The organism is Erysipelothrix sp. strain 2 (EsS2-7-Brazil) (assembly GCF_016617655.1).
GTDB lineage: Bacteria > Bacillota_I > Bacilli_A > Erysipelotrichales > Erysipelotrichaceae > Erysipelothrix > Erysipelothrix piscisicarius.
Genome location: NZ_SCFT01000001.1, coordinates 133,251 through 147,747, shown reverse-complemented (window position 1 = coordinate 147,747; position 14,497 = coordinate 133,251). Strand labels below are relative to the sequence as shown.

Here is a 14,497-nt window from a genome sequence, read left to right as displayed (position 1 = left end):
ACCTCCAATAAAATAATATAAAATAATAAGTCTTAAAGATACATTCTCTAAGACTTATTCGAGCTTAAAATCCTTCAGTACTGTCTTTTTTAAATATCACGACGACGGTGCGTAGAATTAATTTAAAATCAGTCCAAATTGAATAGTTTTCAATATACATAAGATCCATAAGAAGTTTATCTTTTGGAGATGTATTGTACTTACCTTCGATTTGAGCAAGACCTGTTAAGCCCGCTTTCACCTTGAGACGGTAAGCAAATTCCGGTAAAACTTTTTGATACGAATCGACATTTTCAAGCATTTCAGGACGCGGTCCGACAATGCTCATTTCCCCTTTTAATATATTAATAAGTTGTGGAAGTTCATCCATTCGAATTTTTCGAAGTACTTTCCCAACAGACGTAATCCGATCGTCGTGTTCTGTAGCTGAATAATTTTCAACGTTTTCTTTCATCGTACGGAATTTATAAACATCAAAAATACGGCCATCGATTGTTGCTCTTTTTTGTTTAAAAAGAATGGTACCCCCGTCATTAAGTTTGATTGCAATTGCCGCAATAATCCAGATTGGTGACGAGACTATCGCTCCGATTACCGCAACAAAAATATCTAAAATACGTTTCAATACCCGTTGTTCAAAGGATAAGCCTTGTATGTTAACTTCAACCATCGCCTTATCATCCACAACCATCGAAAATCCTGAAAGCTCCACAATATCTGAAATTGATGGCGCAAACATAAAATTCAATTGATGTTTATAGCATAGATCAACGAGACGTTTCCGCTCACTTACAGGTGTTTCTAAGATCACAACGTAATCAACATTGAAAAGCATCGCTTCTAAATTTGGATCATCAACATTAATACACCCCAAAATATCATACTGAAGCTTAAAACGTTCCAAATAGTGATTAACCTTCGGTAAACTTTCCTGATCGTTTTTATCATAGACTATAATCGTTCGTGATGGCTTATACATTTTAAAATAGATGTAGTTACCTAAATAAGCGAAGACCACAATGCCTACAATTTGAATAATCATGGTATAAAAAAGTAAATCCAATTGTTCAATTTTAAAAGATTGATTGTTGTTTGGATTTGTATTCATAACCATTAATTGAAAAAACGTTGCTAAATCTGTCAAGATAATCGCAATCGTAGAATTATAGATAATTGGCTTGCTTTTCTTAATACCAATTTCAAAAGGTCCGTAAACCTTAAGCATTAAAATTCCAATCAAGATAAAGGTTGATCCGGTAATGACCGCTGTTCTTGACCAATTTTGTAGCGCAATATTTTCTTTTCCAAAGAGATAAAAGAATACCGCTGCTAAAAACACAAAGATAAATCCCTTTAGAGCCACAATTACTAATGACTTTAGATTTTTACTCATATTTTCTCCTAATTATTAACTACTACCCGTAAAACACAAATTCGTTTTCATATAGAAACATTTTTATATTTTTAGTAATCAAATACGTTATAGATAAAGTGTTTTCACAATAAATTCCATTGAATGGGTTGAATCAAGTTTCAATGGAATAATTTTGTATAAAACACAGTAGATAACCTATTTATCCTTGTCAATTATACCATTTTGACGTGTTAGATTCAATATTGTAGGGCTGTCTTCATTAATTGTTAAGAAAGAATTCAAAAAAACAGAATCAATTTGATTCTGTTTCAGTTGGCCAGGGATTCGGACAAATTTGCCCAAGGATCATGCGTTCGTTTGAGGCTGTTGCCGAAGGAACATTACTTGGTTTTCCTGCTAATGTTTCATTCCCCAATATGGCAAACGCAATGGCTTCTTTCGCATCGCTTGAAAACCCTAAATCTTCTTGAGTACAAACTTGAATCTCTTTTGGTAACATTAAACGAATTTCTTCAAGTAATACTGGATTATAAGCGCCCCCACCGCCAATAATTACTTTATTTATCGTGTGTTTAGGCATAATATATTGTTTATATGCATTTGTAATCGAGTAGGCAGTAAATTTCGTCAAGGTGTAAATTACATCATCTGGATCATAACCTTCTTTATAGAATTCAGAGACCATTCGTTCACCAAACATTTCACGCCCTGTGGATTTGGGCGGTTCGATCTTAAGGTAGGGATGATTTATCAGTGATTGATAGAGTTCGTCGATTAACAAACCTTTGCGGGCATGGGTGCCATTTTCATCGTAGAGTTCTTGATAATAATGAGCCGTAGCCGCATTCATCATCATATTACCCGGACCTGTATCAAAGGCAAAGACATCATCGAGATGTGCATTTGCTGGAATTACGGTAACGTTTCCAATTCCACCAATATTTTGAAGCAAGACGGTCTGTGTTTTTTCACGATAAATTAAAAACTCAGGATATGGAACCAGTGGGGCTCCGTCCCCTCCAGCCACAATATCCATGACTCTAAAATTAAAAACAACTGGCACTTTATGATGAAAAGCAATCATTGATGGATCCCCAATTTGTAGCGTTGATTTCAAAAAATGATTCTGTGGGATTGGAAGGTGGTAAAGTGTTTGACCATGAGACGCTACAAAGTCTAATGAACCTTTAAAGTTACTCTCACTTAACACCTTCATTGTAGCTTCGTTATAGAGCACTCCCAATTCAAAATTAAGTGAACAAATTTCATCAATTCGTGATGTCTCAGGAACACTGGCATCTAAAATACGTTGACGTAATTGTTCCGGTATTTCAAGGGATACAAAATGGATTAATTTGCATGTAGTATCAAAACCAGAACCTTGAATTTTAACTAAAGCTGCATCAATGCCATCAAGTGATGTCCCCGACATCAGACCAACCGCATATTTAGTTTCCATATTTTTCACGCTACTTATTTTCTAGAGCACGTGCAATATGACCTTGATTTTGATTTAAAAGTTGCACAGCATCTTCAACCTCAAGGTTACAAAGTTCCATAACAATTGCGACTTTAACACTCTGGTCGCTTAAATCTAACAAGTCTGTTGCACGGTCATAAGTACAACCGGTCGCATTCATAATAATACTACGCGCACGCTCAATAAGTTTTGCATTGGTTGCTTTTACATCGACCATAAGATTACCGTAGACCTTGCCCAGTTTAATCATCGCTCCGGTTGAAATCATGTTTAATACCATTTTAGTTGCAGAACCAGATTTCATGCGTGTAGAACCCGTAATGACTTCTTGACCAACTACCACTTCAATGGGATGATCTGCATATGCAGCGAGTGTACTTTCTGAAACGCATGCAACAGAAATGGTTTGTGCCCCAAGGTCTTTAGCGTATTTAAGTCCGCCGATACAATAGGGCGTACGTCCTGACGCACCGATTGCACATAAGATATCATTTTTTGAAAAATTAAGGGCTTTTAGATCTTCAACACCACGCATTTCATCATCTTCAGCCGCTTCAACTGGATGCCTTAATGCAGTATCTCCACCAGCAATAATACCAACCACAGATTCCTCACCAACACCAAAAGTTGGAAGACATTCTGATGCATCAAGAACACCAAGACGACCGGATGTACCTGCACCCATATAGACAAGGCGTCCACCTTGAGCAATAGCCTCATAGGTTGCATCTATTGCAGCTGCAATTTCGTGAGTCTGTTCACCCACTGCATCAATGACACGTTGATCTTCATTGTTAATCAAAGCTACCATCTCAACGGTATCGAGTCGATCGATATTTTTAGTATTTGGATTTTGAAGTTCAGTTCCAATTTTTGATAAATCGATTTTCATATATCTGTCCTCATTTCATTGTATATCTATTATACCTTCTTTGAAATGATATTTCAATTTATTTCACTAATGCTTGAAATAAATTTAAATATTCCGGATTGACTTGATCGTATCCCGTGTATTTACGATCTTACGACGTGTTTCTTCAATATTATTTTTGGCGACGCCTAAGTAAAGTAAATCCGAAATTGCGAGCATCGAAAAACGTGAAGCTATTGATCCCAAACGCACTTCTGACTCCTCTTTCGGTATATTAATGACGAAATCGGAATTCTTTGCAAGCTCATTACGACCGACTTGAGTAATTGCAATCGTTGTCGCACCTTTTTCTTGTGCAAGTTTTTGAGCCATAATAATTTCACGGGTTTGACCTGAATACGATAATGCAATCGTGACATCATTTTCAGTTATATGAGTTAATGACGACATTTCTAAATGGAAATCATCAAAATACACAACATCCGCATCAATCCGCACAAATTTGTGATAAAGGTCTTGACATACAATCCCTGAACCACCAATACCCAATAAATAGATACGACGTGCATTGCTAATTGCCGCAATCGCTTCATCCAACACTTCTAAATTTAAGAGTTTGTAAGTATTATCAAATGTTCGGTGATTGCTATAGTGTGATTTTCGTACCATTGTTTCAATCGTATCTTCTTCTTTAATGAGTTTATCGAATGATTGTTCTTCTTCACTATGATCTCGAGCAAGCTCTACTTTTAGGTGAGTAAATCCGTTATACCCTATTTTTTTGGAAAAACGAACGATGGCAGCCGCTGACGAATTAATTTCTTTCGCAAAATGCTGAGACGAAAAATTAACGACCTCATTTTTATTTTCGAGTATATACTCAGCGATGCGCTTTTCTGTATCAGTATAAGTGTGCATATTCTCTTTTATCCTATAAATACAACTCATCTAAAATCCTCCTATGATATTTTAATTATCCTGTTCTTGTTTAACCAACGATTGATCATACTTTCTAAAAAACGGGAAATAAACTGCTGTCGTAATCACAATTAAGAGTAATGATAAGACAAGTGATCGTACATCACCAAGGGTTGAAATAAATAAACCTAATGGCATTGGTATCACCCATGGCGCAACAATACTTGGGATTGTTACAAAACCCAACTTCATTGACCAATACGCAACAGAACCGGTGATTATGGGTGCCACGAAAAACGGTATTCTGAAGTATTGATTTTCAACGATCGGTGTTCCAAAAATAATATTTTCGTTAATATTGAATATATTTGAAACAACACTGTCGCTTCCAAGTTGCTTAAGATGACGACTTTTCGCAAAGATTAGGTTAACGGTTAAACCTAAAGTACAACCCGAACCACCGATCCAAACACACCATCCTAAGAACGCTTCAGTTCCGATATACACCGGTAAATCCCCTGAAACAATCATAAAGCCATTCACAAGCATCATATGGAACCAAAAAGGTCGCATTAATGTTCCAATAACACCGACACCATGAATCCCTAAAATCCAAAACATACAAATAATCATGATGAGTGAAAGCATTACAATAAATCCACTCAAAACATTGGTTATACTTATAATAACATTAGCTAGGCCTAGAAAGAAATGGTTAAAAACAAATATAAAAATAAAAAGACATAGCATGAGGACGAACGTTGGCCATAATCGATTATAGTAATCGGTAACTGCTTGGGGAACATGTTTCCCTTTAACCTTAAATTGATCCAGTCGATTAATAAAATATGATATCACTACCACAACAATCATCGTAACGATTGGAAAAGCTGTTACGTAGCCCTTTGGAACCAAAACAATCCCAGGTAATAGAGATAAAAATACAGCACTCATTCGAAAACTTACATCAATGTCTGCATTGAGGGTTTCACTCGCAATAAGATAAGCCAATGAAACAGCGAGCATAATGCAATACAATTGGTAGAACAAGACCGCCTGGGTACGAATTGAATCAGTAATTCCCCCAATCTGATCAAACTGATAAAAGATAAATATACAAACACCTAAAATTATATTGATATAAGCCATTTTATTAATTGCATTTTTAACTGCATTTAAGGAACGACTTCCCTGTACCAATGTAACGAACTTTTCTAAAAACATAATCAACTTCCTCTTCTAATTACTCATAATACCAATAATATTTTAAAAAAGAAGGATTGAATCCTTCTTAGTCAATGCGTACAAATTTAATTTTAGTATAACGATCAATGGAACATACAAGATCAACATAGTCTGGATGTATAAATCCGATTACATTTGTTCGAGCATCCATTGGAAATGCTTTCTTACAAATTTGCATTTCACCACTGTAACGTCCAGATAATTCGTTTTCGATGGTAATGGCTCCACGAACCCGTGCGCCATTATCCATTACAGGAATTCCCGGAATCCGTGGTGTTAACATACGAATAACATGTTCCGATAAATCCTTACGAATTTCAAACGTTTTATCATACATTGAAGGTGCATGCTTACTAAAAAATGCAGGTATATGCATGATTGAGTCTTTCATATACGATTCAATATAAAATAATGTTTCAAGGTGTGCTTTACTATCACCAATTAAAATATCTGTGATACCACAATCATGCATGAGCTCTACAGCTGCAAGATATGGATTACATTGACGGTGTTTCTCAACCGTTGGTAAGCCTTCGTAAAGTGGGAATCGTTTTAGCGCATCCCCTGGAACAAATGCCATAATTTTAATTTTATGTCGAATAAACACTTCATTAATTTTTTTAAAATAGTCTAATGAAAGTCCCGTCTCTGTTTTAGGATAAAAGTTATGTAAAACAGAAATGTTATTAAAATCGACACCCGCTTCCAAAGCATCGAGAATATACGGTTCATTTACAACACTTGCATTTAACATTAAGTCAAAATCTTTTTGAAGTGCTTTAACGATTTCAAAATCATCAAATCCGTAATCCAAACGCAATGACGTAAATCCAAGTTCTTTTAATGCTTGATAGTCATTGGCCTTAATGCCTAATTTCTCAAACGTTGCGGGTGAGATATCAGGTACCAATTCAAGACCCAATCGTTTTACTTCTGCTAAGAATTTTGGCATTTCTTGATCCAGTTTCGACAAATCTTCTTCTGGGATATGGAGTGAAGTAAATAAATACTTCACTCCAATGGCAGCAGCAGCTTCCAAATACCCATAATCTAAATCTTTAAAATAACTCGAAATACCTAACATAATTTAATTTTCTTTCGCTTCTTCTACAGCAGCCATTTCAGCAAGGTCATTTTTCTCCATTGCTTTAACAAATGGATAGAAGCAGAGGAACATAAATACCCATCCAACAAGGACGAATACGGTTGCAGGAATACTTCCAGCTGTCGCTAAATAAGTTTTAATTGGTGCAGGTGTAATCCAAGAAATCATTAATGCCGGTACAGGAATCACACCAAGCGTTGTTAGAATAATTGCAGCAAGTGCAAGTACTAAGTAGCTTAAGATAAATGGAATCATCATCAGTGGATTCAACATAATTGGTAATCCAAAGATAAGTGGTTCCCCGATATTGAATAACGATGCTGCTAAAGCAAGTTTACCCAGACCGCTTAAACGTGGCGATTTAGACATAATTAAGCAAAGTGATAATGGGAACAATCCTGTCCAAATATAGTTATCCATAAATACGGATGTATAAGTATGTGGTAAATTTGCAAGACTTCCGGTAGCTTCAAATGCGGCAAGGTTTAATTGTGACATTTGACCCCAGAATGTTCCACCAACTGAGTTTACAATGTTTGAACCATGAATACCAACAGCCCATAAGATTCGGTTTAAAAGTGTTGCGATCATCACAACGATTGGTGAATCACCAACAGCTACTAATGGTTTGAACACACCAGCAATTAATTCTGGAATGTTTAATTGGAAAACATGACCGAGTAACCACCAGAATAAAATGACAAAGAAACTTGGAATTAGAGCGATAAATGATTGAGATACCATTGGTGGAACCCCTTCAGGCATTTTAATAACAAGTTTTTTATTAACAACGAAACGATAGATTTCAACAGTAATAATTGCCACAATCAGTGCAGCAAATACTCCAAGAGCTCCCATATACGTTGATGGAACCCCCGTAAACTTACCTTCAACACCATCAACCATTGTTGTAACAGTTTGTGCAGGATTTAAAAGTAAGAATGATGCAACCGCAAGAATCATTGGTTGAACAATATCATGATTTTCTCCGCGTTGTTTGTTGTAGTACTCTACTAAACCATAAGATGTCGTGATAACAGTATATAAAGCAATAAATCCAGTACCGACTCCAGAAGCTGCCGCAATAACCCAGCGATTATCTCCTAAAAAATCAGTCCATGCTTTAACTGGGAATGATGCAACAAGTAAAAATACAGAACCAATAACTAATAAAGACATGATTCCAAGTCCAGTACGTTGCATTACTTGAACGTATTTCAATTGAGAAAATTTAATTAATGGTGGGGCAATCTTCTCTTCTATAAATTGTGTTAACTTCTCCATATTAACTCCCTTTCTTGCACTTGTTAGTGCTTACATATGAATAGTAACCGATTTCAAAATATATTTCAACCTTTCTTTGTAATTATTGGAATATTATTTCAATATATTCGTTTTTTATTGTAATCGGTTCCATATTTTGCTAATATGATTTTGTAGAAAGAGGTATAAATTATGAATACAATTATTATTAATAGTCCTATTATGCAAAAGCAAATTCAAAAAATTGTTGAAGGAATGACAGATCCTAAATGTACATTTATTAAGAAAGATGGAATCAAGCTCTACTTTGAAACGGATATGGAAGACAAAGATGAAGCTTGCAAACGCATTAAAGCTGAAATTAAAAAGGATCCAATGGCGGGTGCAATTATGTTCACCGTTAAAGCAGATGAATACATTTAAATAAAAAGAAAAGAAAACGTTCACGGATGCAGTGAACGTTTTTTTATACAAGATATCATGTTTTAATATTACCCGTCTATGTTGTGATCGGGGTATGTACTGACCATTTGTGTCTTAGAAATGCGTTCATAAAACATTCGATAATTCCTATGAAACATCGTTGATAGAACATGTATCATCATAAAAATCCAATAACCCATAATAATTAAAAGATAGAGCACTGAAGTGAGCGTATCGATGTATGGATTTGATGTCGAGAGCCCTTTAACGAGCAAACCACTTAGATCGCCAAATCGTATCATAAAGACATATACAAGAAGGCAACGCATCAAAATACCTTTAACCCTGGATTGTGATTCATCTACTTCAATTCGAATTTGCACGATAGACATTCCTAAGGTTGACCCTTGATGTGAAAGAGGCCATACAAAAAAGAAAAACATAAATCCCATAAAATGAGTCACGGACTCAAATGCTGGATATTGAGGAACCCCCGGCATTACCGCACGCATTCCAAGTGTAAAGATTGAAATCGCAAGCGTCATGATGACGCTATCTATTAGATATGCAATAAGACGTCTCACATACGTTACCGTTACAGATTTTTCCGCAGATTCGAGATCTAAAGCCTCGCGTGTAGGAAAGAAATAGGTCATTGCGGGTGCAATTGCATAACCTATTAATCCACCCATACTGTTTAAAATCAAATCATCAACATCAAACAATCGATAAGGTCCTGGATAAATCCCATAGAGACCAGTAATTTGTGTAAGTTCAAAAAACAGCGACAAGCTAAAACTTAAAATCAATGTTTTTTTCAAGTCACACTTAAAGTAATAACGAAGGTAAATCCCAAAGGGTAGTGTCATCACAATATTAAATACAGGTTGTGTGAACACCCCTTCGCGCAATCCGACAACAAGTGATCTTGGATCTGAGAAACGCATGGATGTTTCACGGATAAAGTCTGAAACAAACGTAAATGGAATGAGTTGAATCATCTCACGCCAATGTGTATGAACATGTTCACGCTCAGGTAACGGTAAAATCACAAGGTAAAATGCACAGAGCAAATAGAATATAAAACTGTAAACTACAAACGCACGCCACTTCGATACCGACCCATGTTTATGATAGTCATACATTAAATATGGAACTAGAATTGCGAATGCAATGAATGGAAAACTGATTAAAGCAGTTCGTATTGGATAGAGATAGGTTTGCATCATCATTTAACCTTTCAAATTTATTTGCGTTCTAAATATTCTTCGTAGGTTCCAAGATAATCAACGAGAGTACCATCTTCTTTAAATTCCATAATGCGTGTTGCCGTTGTTTCAATAATTTGATGATCATGTGAGGCAAGAAGAATTGTTCCTGGAAATTTAATAAGTGCATTATTAAGTGCGGTGATTGACTCCATATCAAGGTGGTTTGTTGGTTCATCAAGAATCAACACATTTTTACCCATGATCATCATTTTAGACATCATACAACGTACTTTTTCACCACCGGATAAAACATTAAGTTTTTTTAATGCGTCATCCCCCGCAAAAATCATTCGACCTAAAAAGCCGCGAACATAGGTCTCGTCTTTTTCGTCAGAAAATTCCATCAACCAATCAACAATTCGTGCGTCATTTTCAAAATCTTCATCAAAGTTTTTATTAAAATAACCATAATCAACGCTTGAACCCCAATGAACTGATCCTGCATCCGGTTGAACACGTTCCGTAATAATATCAAAAAAACGTGATTTTGTGATTTCTTGATCACCCACAAAGGCTACCTTTTCACCATTTCCAATGGTGAAACTTAAATTTGTGAAAAGTTGTTTTCCTTCAAGGCTCGCACTTAGATCACTTACTTCCAATACGGAACTACCAAGATTACGTTTTGGTTTAAATTCAATAAATGGATAGCGACGTTTTGAAGGTACCATTTCATCGAGTTTAATTTTTGAGAGTGCTTGTTTACGTGATGTTGCTTGTTTTGATTTCGAAGCATTGGCACTGAAGCGGTCAATAAAATCTTGAAGTTCTTTAATTTTTTCTTCTTTTTTCTTATTTGCGTCTTTCATTTGACGAAGCATTAATTGACTGGATTCATACCAGAAGTCATAATTCCCAACAAATAATTGAATTTTACCAAAATCAATATCAGCAATATGTGTACACGTTTTATTTAAAAAGTGACGGTCATGTGATACAAGAATAACGGTACTTTCAAAATTAATTAAAAATTCTTCAAGCCATTGAATTGCTTCAAGGTCAAGGTGGTTGGTAGGCTCATCAAGTAAAAGAATATCGGGATTACCAAAAATTGCTTGAGCTAATAAGACCTTAACTTTGTCCGAACCTGGGAGTTGTTCCATCTTGGCTTCATGGTATTGACGATCAACACCTAAACCATTTAAAAGTGTAAAGACCTCTGCTTCCGCATTCCAACCATCCATATCCGCAAATTGTTCTTCCAATTCTCCTGCGCGAATACCATCCGCTTCCGAGAAATCTTCCTTTGCGTAAATAACCTCTTTTTCTTTCATAATTTCATAAAGTTTTTCATTCCCCATGATAACTGTCTCTAAAACCGTATAATCATCAAATGCAAAGTGATCTTGCTTTAGAAATGAAAGACGTTTGCCACTTGGAATGGAGATGTGACCGCTTGTGGGTTCAAGTTCTCCCGATAAGAGTTTAAGGAAGGTTGATTTCCCTGCACCATTGGCTCCGATTACACCATAACAATTCCCTTCAGTAAATGTTATTGATACCTCTTCGAATAATGCCTTGCCATCAAACATTAACGATAAATTATTTGTACTAATCACTGATATTCTCCTTTAAATTCATTCAAACTCCTATTATAGAGTAAATTTATAAATAAACAATAAAAACAAGACAGATTTGTCTTGGTTTTTACGTTACTTATCTGCATACTAGTATAGCAAATTTTTGTGAATTTAGTACTCAAATGATATTAAAGCCATTATAGCCATGACACATTGCCGGTAGTGATGTCATAAAATGCACTGATAACTTTTACATCATGGCGTTGAATCGATGAATTTTCCGCAATTTTAAGAGCTGTTTTTCGTGCGTGATTTGCTGAAGAAATGTCAATCCCTTCTTGCACTACATGCGCCTGAATCTGATCAACAATCGTTTTCAAATTCCCTTTTAAGGACAGTTGATGATAAGCAGCATTAATTGCGCCACATTGACTGTGCCCTAAAACAACAACCAAAGGTGTTTTAAGATTTTCAACCGCATATTCAATGCTTCCTAACACCGAAGCATCCGTAACATTCCCAGCATTTTGAATTAAAAACAAATCTCCCAACTTACAATCAAAAATAATATCAGGGGATACCCGTGAATCCGAACAACTTAGGATAATTGCATAAGGATTTTGTCCCTCCCCTAAGTCTTGCATGTCATGTTGTGAATGATGTGAATTTTTAACGGTTTGGTGGGTAAACCGAACATTACCATCCTTTAATAAATGAAGTGAATTTTCCCATTGATGCTTCATAAACGATTCTCCTCTTGCAATCTTTTAAATTAAACGATTTTCTGTGTTTTATTATAAAGTGAATCCACATCGAAACAAACGACTGTCATGAAACCTTCACAAAATGTCATTAAGAATTCTTCTCGTGTATTTAAGGTAAGAGTGCTATGATATTAAAAGAATGGAGCTGAATTATGAAAGCAGAAATTATTTGTGTAGGAACGGAATTGTTGTTAGGGGATGTTGTGAATACAAATGCGACATACATCGCGCAACAACTTGCAAGCAATGGAATCTTTTGTTATCACCAAAGTGTTGTTGGCGATAATCCAAACCGTCTGGAAGAGACGTTTAAAGAGGCGTTGAAACGAAGCGAACTCATTATTTTCACTGGAGGATTGGGTCCGACTTATGATGACTTAACCAAAGAAGTGATTGCAGAGGTCTTAGAACGCCCCCTTACCCTTCATCAACCTTCAATGAACAAACTTGAAGCATATTTTAAAACCACCGGCAGATCAATGACCGAAAATAATATCAAGCAAGCAATGATTCCACAAGGTGCCCATGTTTTTGAAAATTTATGCGGTACAGCTCCTGGAGTTTGCATTGAAACTAAGAATCATACCGTGATAATGTTGCCCGGTCCACCCCGTGAAATGACGATGATGTTTGAAACATCTGTGAACGATTATCTAAGCCAAAAGACTAACTTAGTACTTGTATCTCATAAACTCTATTTATTTGGAATTGGGGAATCAAAAGTTGAATCGATTTTAAAAGATAAAATGATCGATTATCAAAACCCTACCATCGCCCCCTATGTAGCGGATGGTAGTGTGATGTTGCGTGTTACAGCCAGTGGCAAAACCTACCAAGAAGCAGATGCACTCATTAAACCAGTTCTTGAAGAAATAAAAGACTTATTCTACGATTTTTATTACAGTACTGATATTCCCGCTTTGGAATCGGTGATCGTTCCCTTACTTGCAAGTAAAAATATGACGGTTGCAACTGCAGAAAGTTGTACCGGTGGGTTAATCAGTTCTCGAATAACGCGTGTATCCGGGAGCTCCCAAGTATTTAATTTAGGTGTGACAACATACTCAAATGAACAAAAACATAAAATTTTAAACATACCTCAAGCGTATTTTGAAACCGTGGGTGCTGTTTCACCTGAAGTGGCAGCGCAAATGGCCACAAACGTTCGATTATTGGCTGAATCGGATCTTGGAGTTGGGATAACCGGCATCGCTGGACCAACAGGCGGTTCTGATGAAAAACCTGTTGGTTTGGTTTATGTGGCTATAGCCACTGCGGAACGTGTATCTGTTAAAAGATTACAATTAGGACGAAATCATGCGAATGAGCGCATTCATATTCAAGAAATGGCAACGAACCATGCTTTGAAATTGATTTTAGACGAAGTTAAAAACAAATAAAAAAAACGATGTAGCTAAACGACAAAAGGCTACATCGTTTTCATGTCGAAATATATTCAAGGAGAAGTGCGAATATATTTTTCGGTCCAATGTATCGGGCATACATTTCCCCCCAGACCGTTCGACAAAGATAATAATAAGATCTAATTCTTAATATCACCTTAACTAAAACTTAAATCGATTTAAGGTTCCGAGACCACAATTCAAAATTCATAAACAACACCTTCATTCAACAGAAAAATTCAAATCAAAGCGAAAGATATCCATTAATCAATAAAACAGTGTATAATCCTTATTATAGTGCATGAGCGGGGGATCAATATTATGAATAAAAAGAATCTCATAACCTACTTTCTATTAATATCGGTGTGTATTGGTTTGTTTATGTATTCATCTTTAAATCCATTTATGAAACACACACGTTTTTATAAATGCGGTAATGAATTGGAATCTCAACTCATTTTAACGCATACTGGATCTTACGTTATTCTCAATCAAGATGGAACCTTTTATAAAGATAATTATCATCGCACATTTTTAAGATCGTTTCGTTTAACAGACCATAAAGATGTACGGATTGCCTCTTTAAATAAATCCATTCGATTTAAATCGCGAAGTCATGGAGATATGGTCTGTCAACAGAACTACCTCAATGATGAACTCAAAAGCACTGACCGTATGGCACAATTAATTCGGGATCATCACAATCACTTGATTGAATTGAGTGACCTTATTAAGAATAAGACGAATAATACCAGTCCTTTAATTACCTATAATACGATAGACTACCAAATAACTTTATTTGAAAAAAACTTTGACCATATTCTCGGTAATTAAGTTAATTTCACTTAAAATCCATCTT

Annotated in this window: 13 protein-coding genes; 3 read left to right on the top strand and 10 right to left on the bottom strand. The window is 35.8% G+C overall.

Annotated elements, in window-relative coordinates; all coding sequences use genetic code 11:
* Positions 1 to 64: 64 nt before the first annotated feature.
* From EPJ90_RS00630 to EPJ90_RS00600, 7 genes are all read right to left on the bottom strand, one after another.
* Positions 65 to 1,393, bottom strand: a complete 1,329-nt coding sequence (locus EPJ90_RS00630; RefSeq protein ID WP_200542412.1) for an exopolysaccharide biosynthesis polyprenyl glycosylphosphotransferase — start codon at positions 1,391 to 1,393, stop codon at positions 65 to 67.
* 274 nt (positions 1,394 to 1,667) lie between these two features.
* Entirely contained in the window at positions 1,668 to 2,834 is a 1,167-nt protein-coding gene (gene anmK / locus EPJ90_RS00625; protein WP_200542411.1) for an anhydro-N-acetylmuramic acid kinase AnmK, read from the bottom strand.
* Between the two features lie 10 nt (positions 2,835 to 2,844).
* Entirely contained in the window at positions 2,845 to 3,747 is a 903-nt protein-coding gene (murQ, locus tag EPJ90_RS00620) for an N-acetylmuramic acid 6-phosphate etherase (RefSeq protein ID WP_200542410.1), read from the bottom strand.
* Between the two features lie 84 nt (positions 3,748 to 3,831).
* Entirely contained in the window at positions 3,832 to 4,674 is an 843-nt protein-coding gene (locus EPJ90_RS00615) for a MurR/RpiR family transcriptional regulator (protein ID WP_125164509.1), read from the bottom strand.
* A 21-nt stretch (positions 4,675 to 4,695) separates the two neighbouring features.
* Positions 4,696 to 5,868, bottom strand: a complete 1,173-nt coding sequence (locus EPJ90_RS00610; RefSeq protein ID WP_161636462.1) for a PTS transporter subunit EIIC — start codon at positions 5,866 to 5,868, stop codon at positions 4,696 to 4,698.
* Between the two features lie 67 nt (positions 5,869 to 5,935).
* Entirely contained in the window at positions 5,936 to 6,973 is a 1,038-nt protein-coding gene (locus EPJ90_RS00605) for a MupG family TIM beta-alpha barrel fold protein (RefSeq protein ID WP_200542409.1), read from the bottom strand.
* Between the two features lie 3 nt (positions 6,974 to 6,976).
* Entirely contained in the window at positions 6,977 to 8,278 is a 1,302-nt protein-coding gene (locus tag EPJ90_RS00600) for a PTS sugar transporter subunit IIC (RefSeq protein WP_125164512.1), read from the bottom strand.
* 171 nt (positions 8,279 to 8,449) lie between these two features.
* Between EPJ90_RS00600 and EPJ90_RS00595 the strand changes: the two genes are divergently transcribed.
* Positions 8,450 to 8,680, top strand: a complete 231-nt coding sequence (locus tag EPJ90_RS00595) for a hypothetical protein (protein WP_125164513.1) — start codon at positions 8,450 to 8,452, stop codon at positions 8,678 to 8,680.
* A 68-nt stretch (positions 8,681 to 8,748) separates the two neighbouring features.
* Here the strand turns inward: EPJ90_RS00595 and EPJ90_RS00590 are convergent, their stop codons facing one another.
* The 3 genes from EPJ90_RS00590 to EPJ90_RS00580 form a co-directional block, all read right to left on the bottom strand.
* The gene (locus tag EPJ90_RS00590) at positions 8,749 to 9,909 is read right to left on the bottom strand and encodes a VanZ family protein (protein WP_237558257.1); all 1,161 of its coding nucleotides are present in this window, start codon (positions 9,907 to 9,909) and stop codon (positions 8,749 to 8,751) included.
* 17 nt (positions 9,910 to 9,926) lie between these two features.
* The gene (locus tag EPJ90_RS00585) at positions 9,927 to 11,510 is read right to left on the bottom strand and encodes an ATP-binding cassette domain-containing protein (RefSeq protein WP_161636463.1); all 1,584 of its coding nucleotides are present in this window, start codon (positions 11,508 to 11,510) and stop codon (positions 9,927 to 9,929) included.
* Positions 11,511 to 11,668: 158 nt separating this feature from the next.
* Positions 11,669 to 12,214 (bottom strand): carbonic anhydrase, encoded by a 546-nt coding sequence (locus EPJ90_RS00580; protein WP_125164515.1) that lies wholly within the window; start codon positions 12,212 to 12,214, stop codon positions 11,669 to 11,671.
* Positions 12,215 to 12,387: 173 nt separating this feature from the next.
* Between EPJ90_RS00580 and EPJ90_RS00575 the strand changes: the two genes are divergently transcribed.
* Together EPJ90_RS00575 and EPJ90_RS00570 are read left to right on the top strand one after the other, a co-directional pair.
* Positions 12,388 to 13,635: a competence/damage-inducible protein A gene (locus EPJ90_RS00575; protein WP_161636464.1), complete on the top strand. Its 1,248-nt coding sequence runs from the start codon at positions 12,388 to 12,390 to the stop codon at positions 13,633 to 13,635.
* A gap of 324 nt (positions 13,636 to 13,959) precedes the next feature.
* Positions 13,960 to 14,472 (top strand): hypothetical protein, encoded by a 513-nt coding sequence (locus EPJ90_RS00570; RefSeq protein WP_161636465.1) that lies wholly within the window; start codon positions 13,960 to 13,962, stop codon positions 14,470 to 14,472.
* Positions 14,473 to 14,497 lie beyond the last annotated feature (25 nt).

Coding starts and splice junctions, on each gene's coding strand:
- EPJ90_RS00630 (WP_200542412.1), bottom strand. CDS start 1,393: ATGAGTAAAAATCTAAAGTCATTAGTAATTGTGGCTCTAAAGGGATTT.
- anmK (WP_200542411.1), bottom strand. CDS start 2,834: ATGGAAACTAAATATGCGGTTGGTCTGATGTCGGGGACATCACTTGAT.
- murQ (WP_200542410.1), bottom strand. CDS start 3,747: ATGAAAATCGATTTATCAAAAATTGGAACTGAACTTCAAAATCCAAAT.
- EPJ90_RS00615 (WP_125164509.1), bottom strand. CDS start 4,674: ATGAGTTGTATTTATAGGATAAAAGAGAATATGCACACTTATACTGAT.
- EPJ90_RS00610 (WP_161636462.1), bottom strand. CDS start 5,868: ATGTTTTTAGAAAAGTTCGTTACATTGGTACAGGGAAGTCGTTCCTTA.
- EPJ90_RS00605 (WP_200542409.1), bottom strand. CDS start 6,973: ATGTTAGGTATTTCGAGTTATTTTAAAGATTTAGATTATGGGTATTTG.
- EPJ90_RS00600 (WP_125164512.1), bottom strand. CDS start 8,278: ATGGAGAAGTTAACACAATTTATAGAAGAGAAGATTGCCCCACCATTA.
- EPJ90_RS00595 (WP_125164513.1), top strand. CDS start 8,450: ATGAATACAATTATTATTAATAGTCCTATTATGCAAAAGCAAATTCAA.
- EPJ90_RS00590 (WP_237558257.1), bottom strand. CDS start 9,909: ATGATGCAAACCTATCTCTATCCAATACGAACTGCTTTAATCAGTTTT.
- EPJ90_RS00580 (WP_125164515.1), bottom strand. CDS start 12,214: ATGAAGCATCAATGGGAAAATTCACTTCATTTATTAAAGGATGGTAAT.
- EPJ90_RS00575 (WP_161636464.1), top strand. CDS start 12,388: ATGAAAGCAGAAATTATTTGTGTAGGAACGGAATTGTTGTTAGGGGAT.
- EPJ90_RS00570 (WP_161636465.1), top strand. CDS start 13,960: ATGAATAAAAAGAATCTCATAACCTACTTTCTATTAATATCGGTGTGT.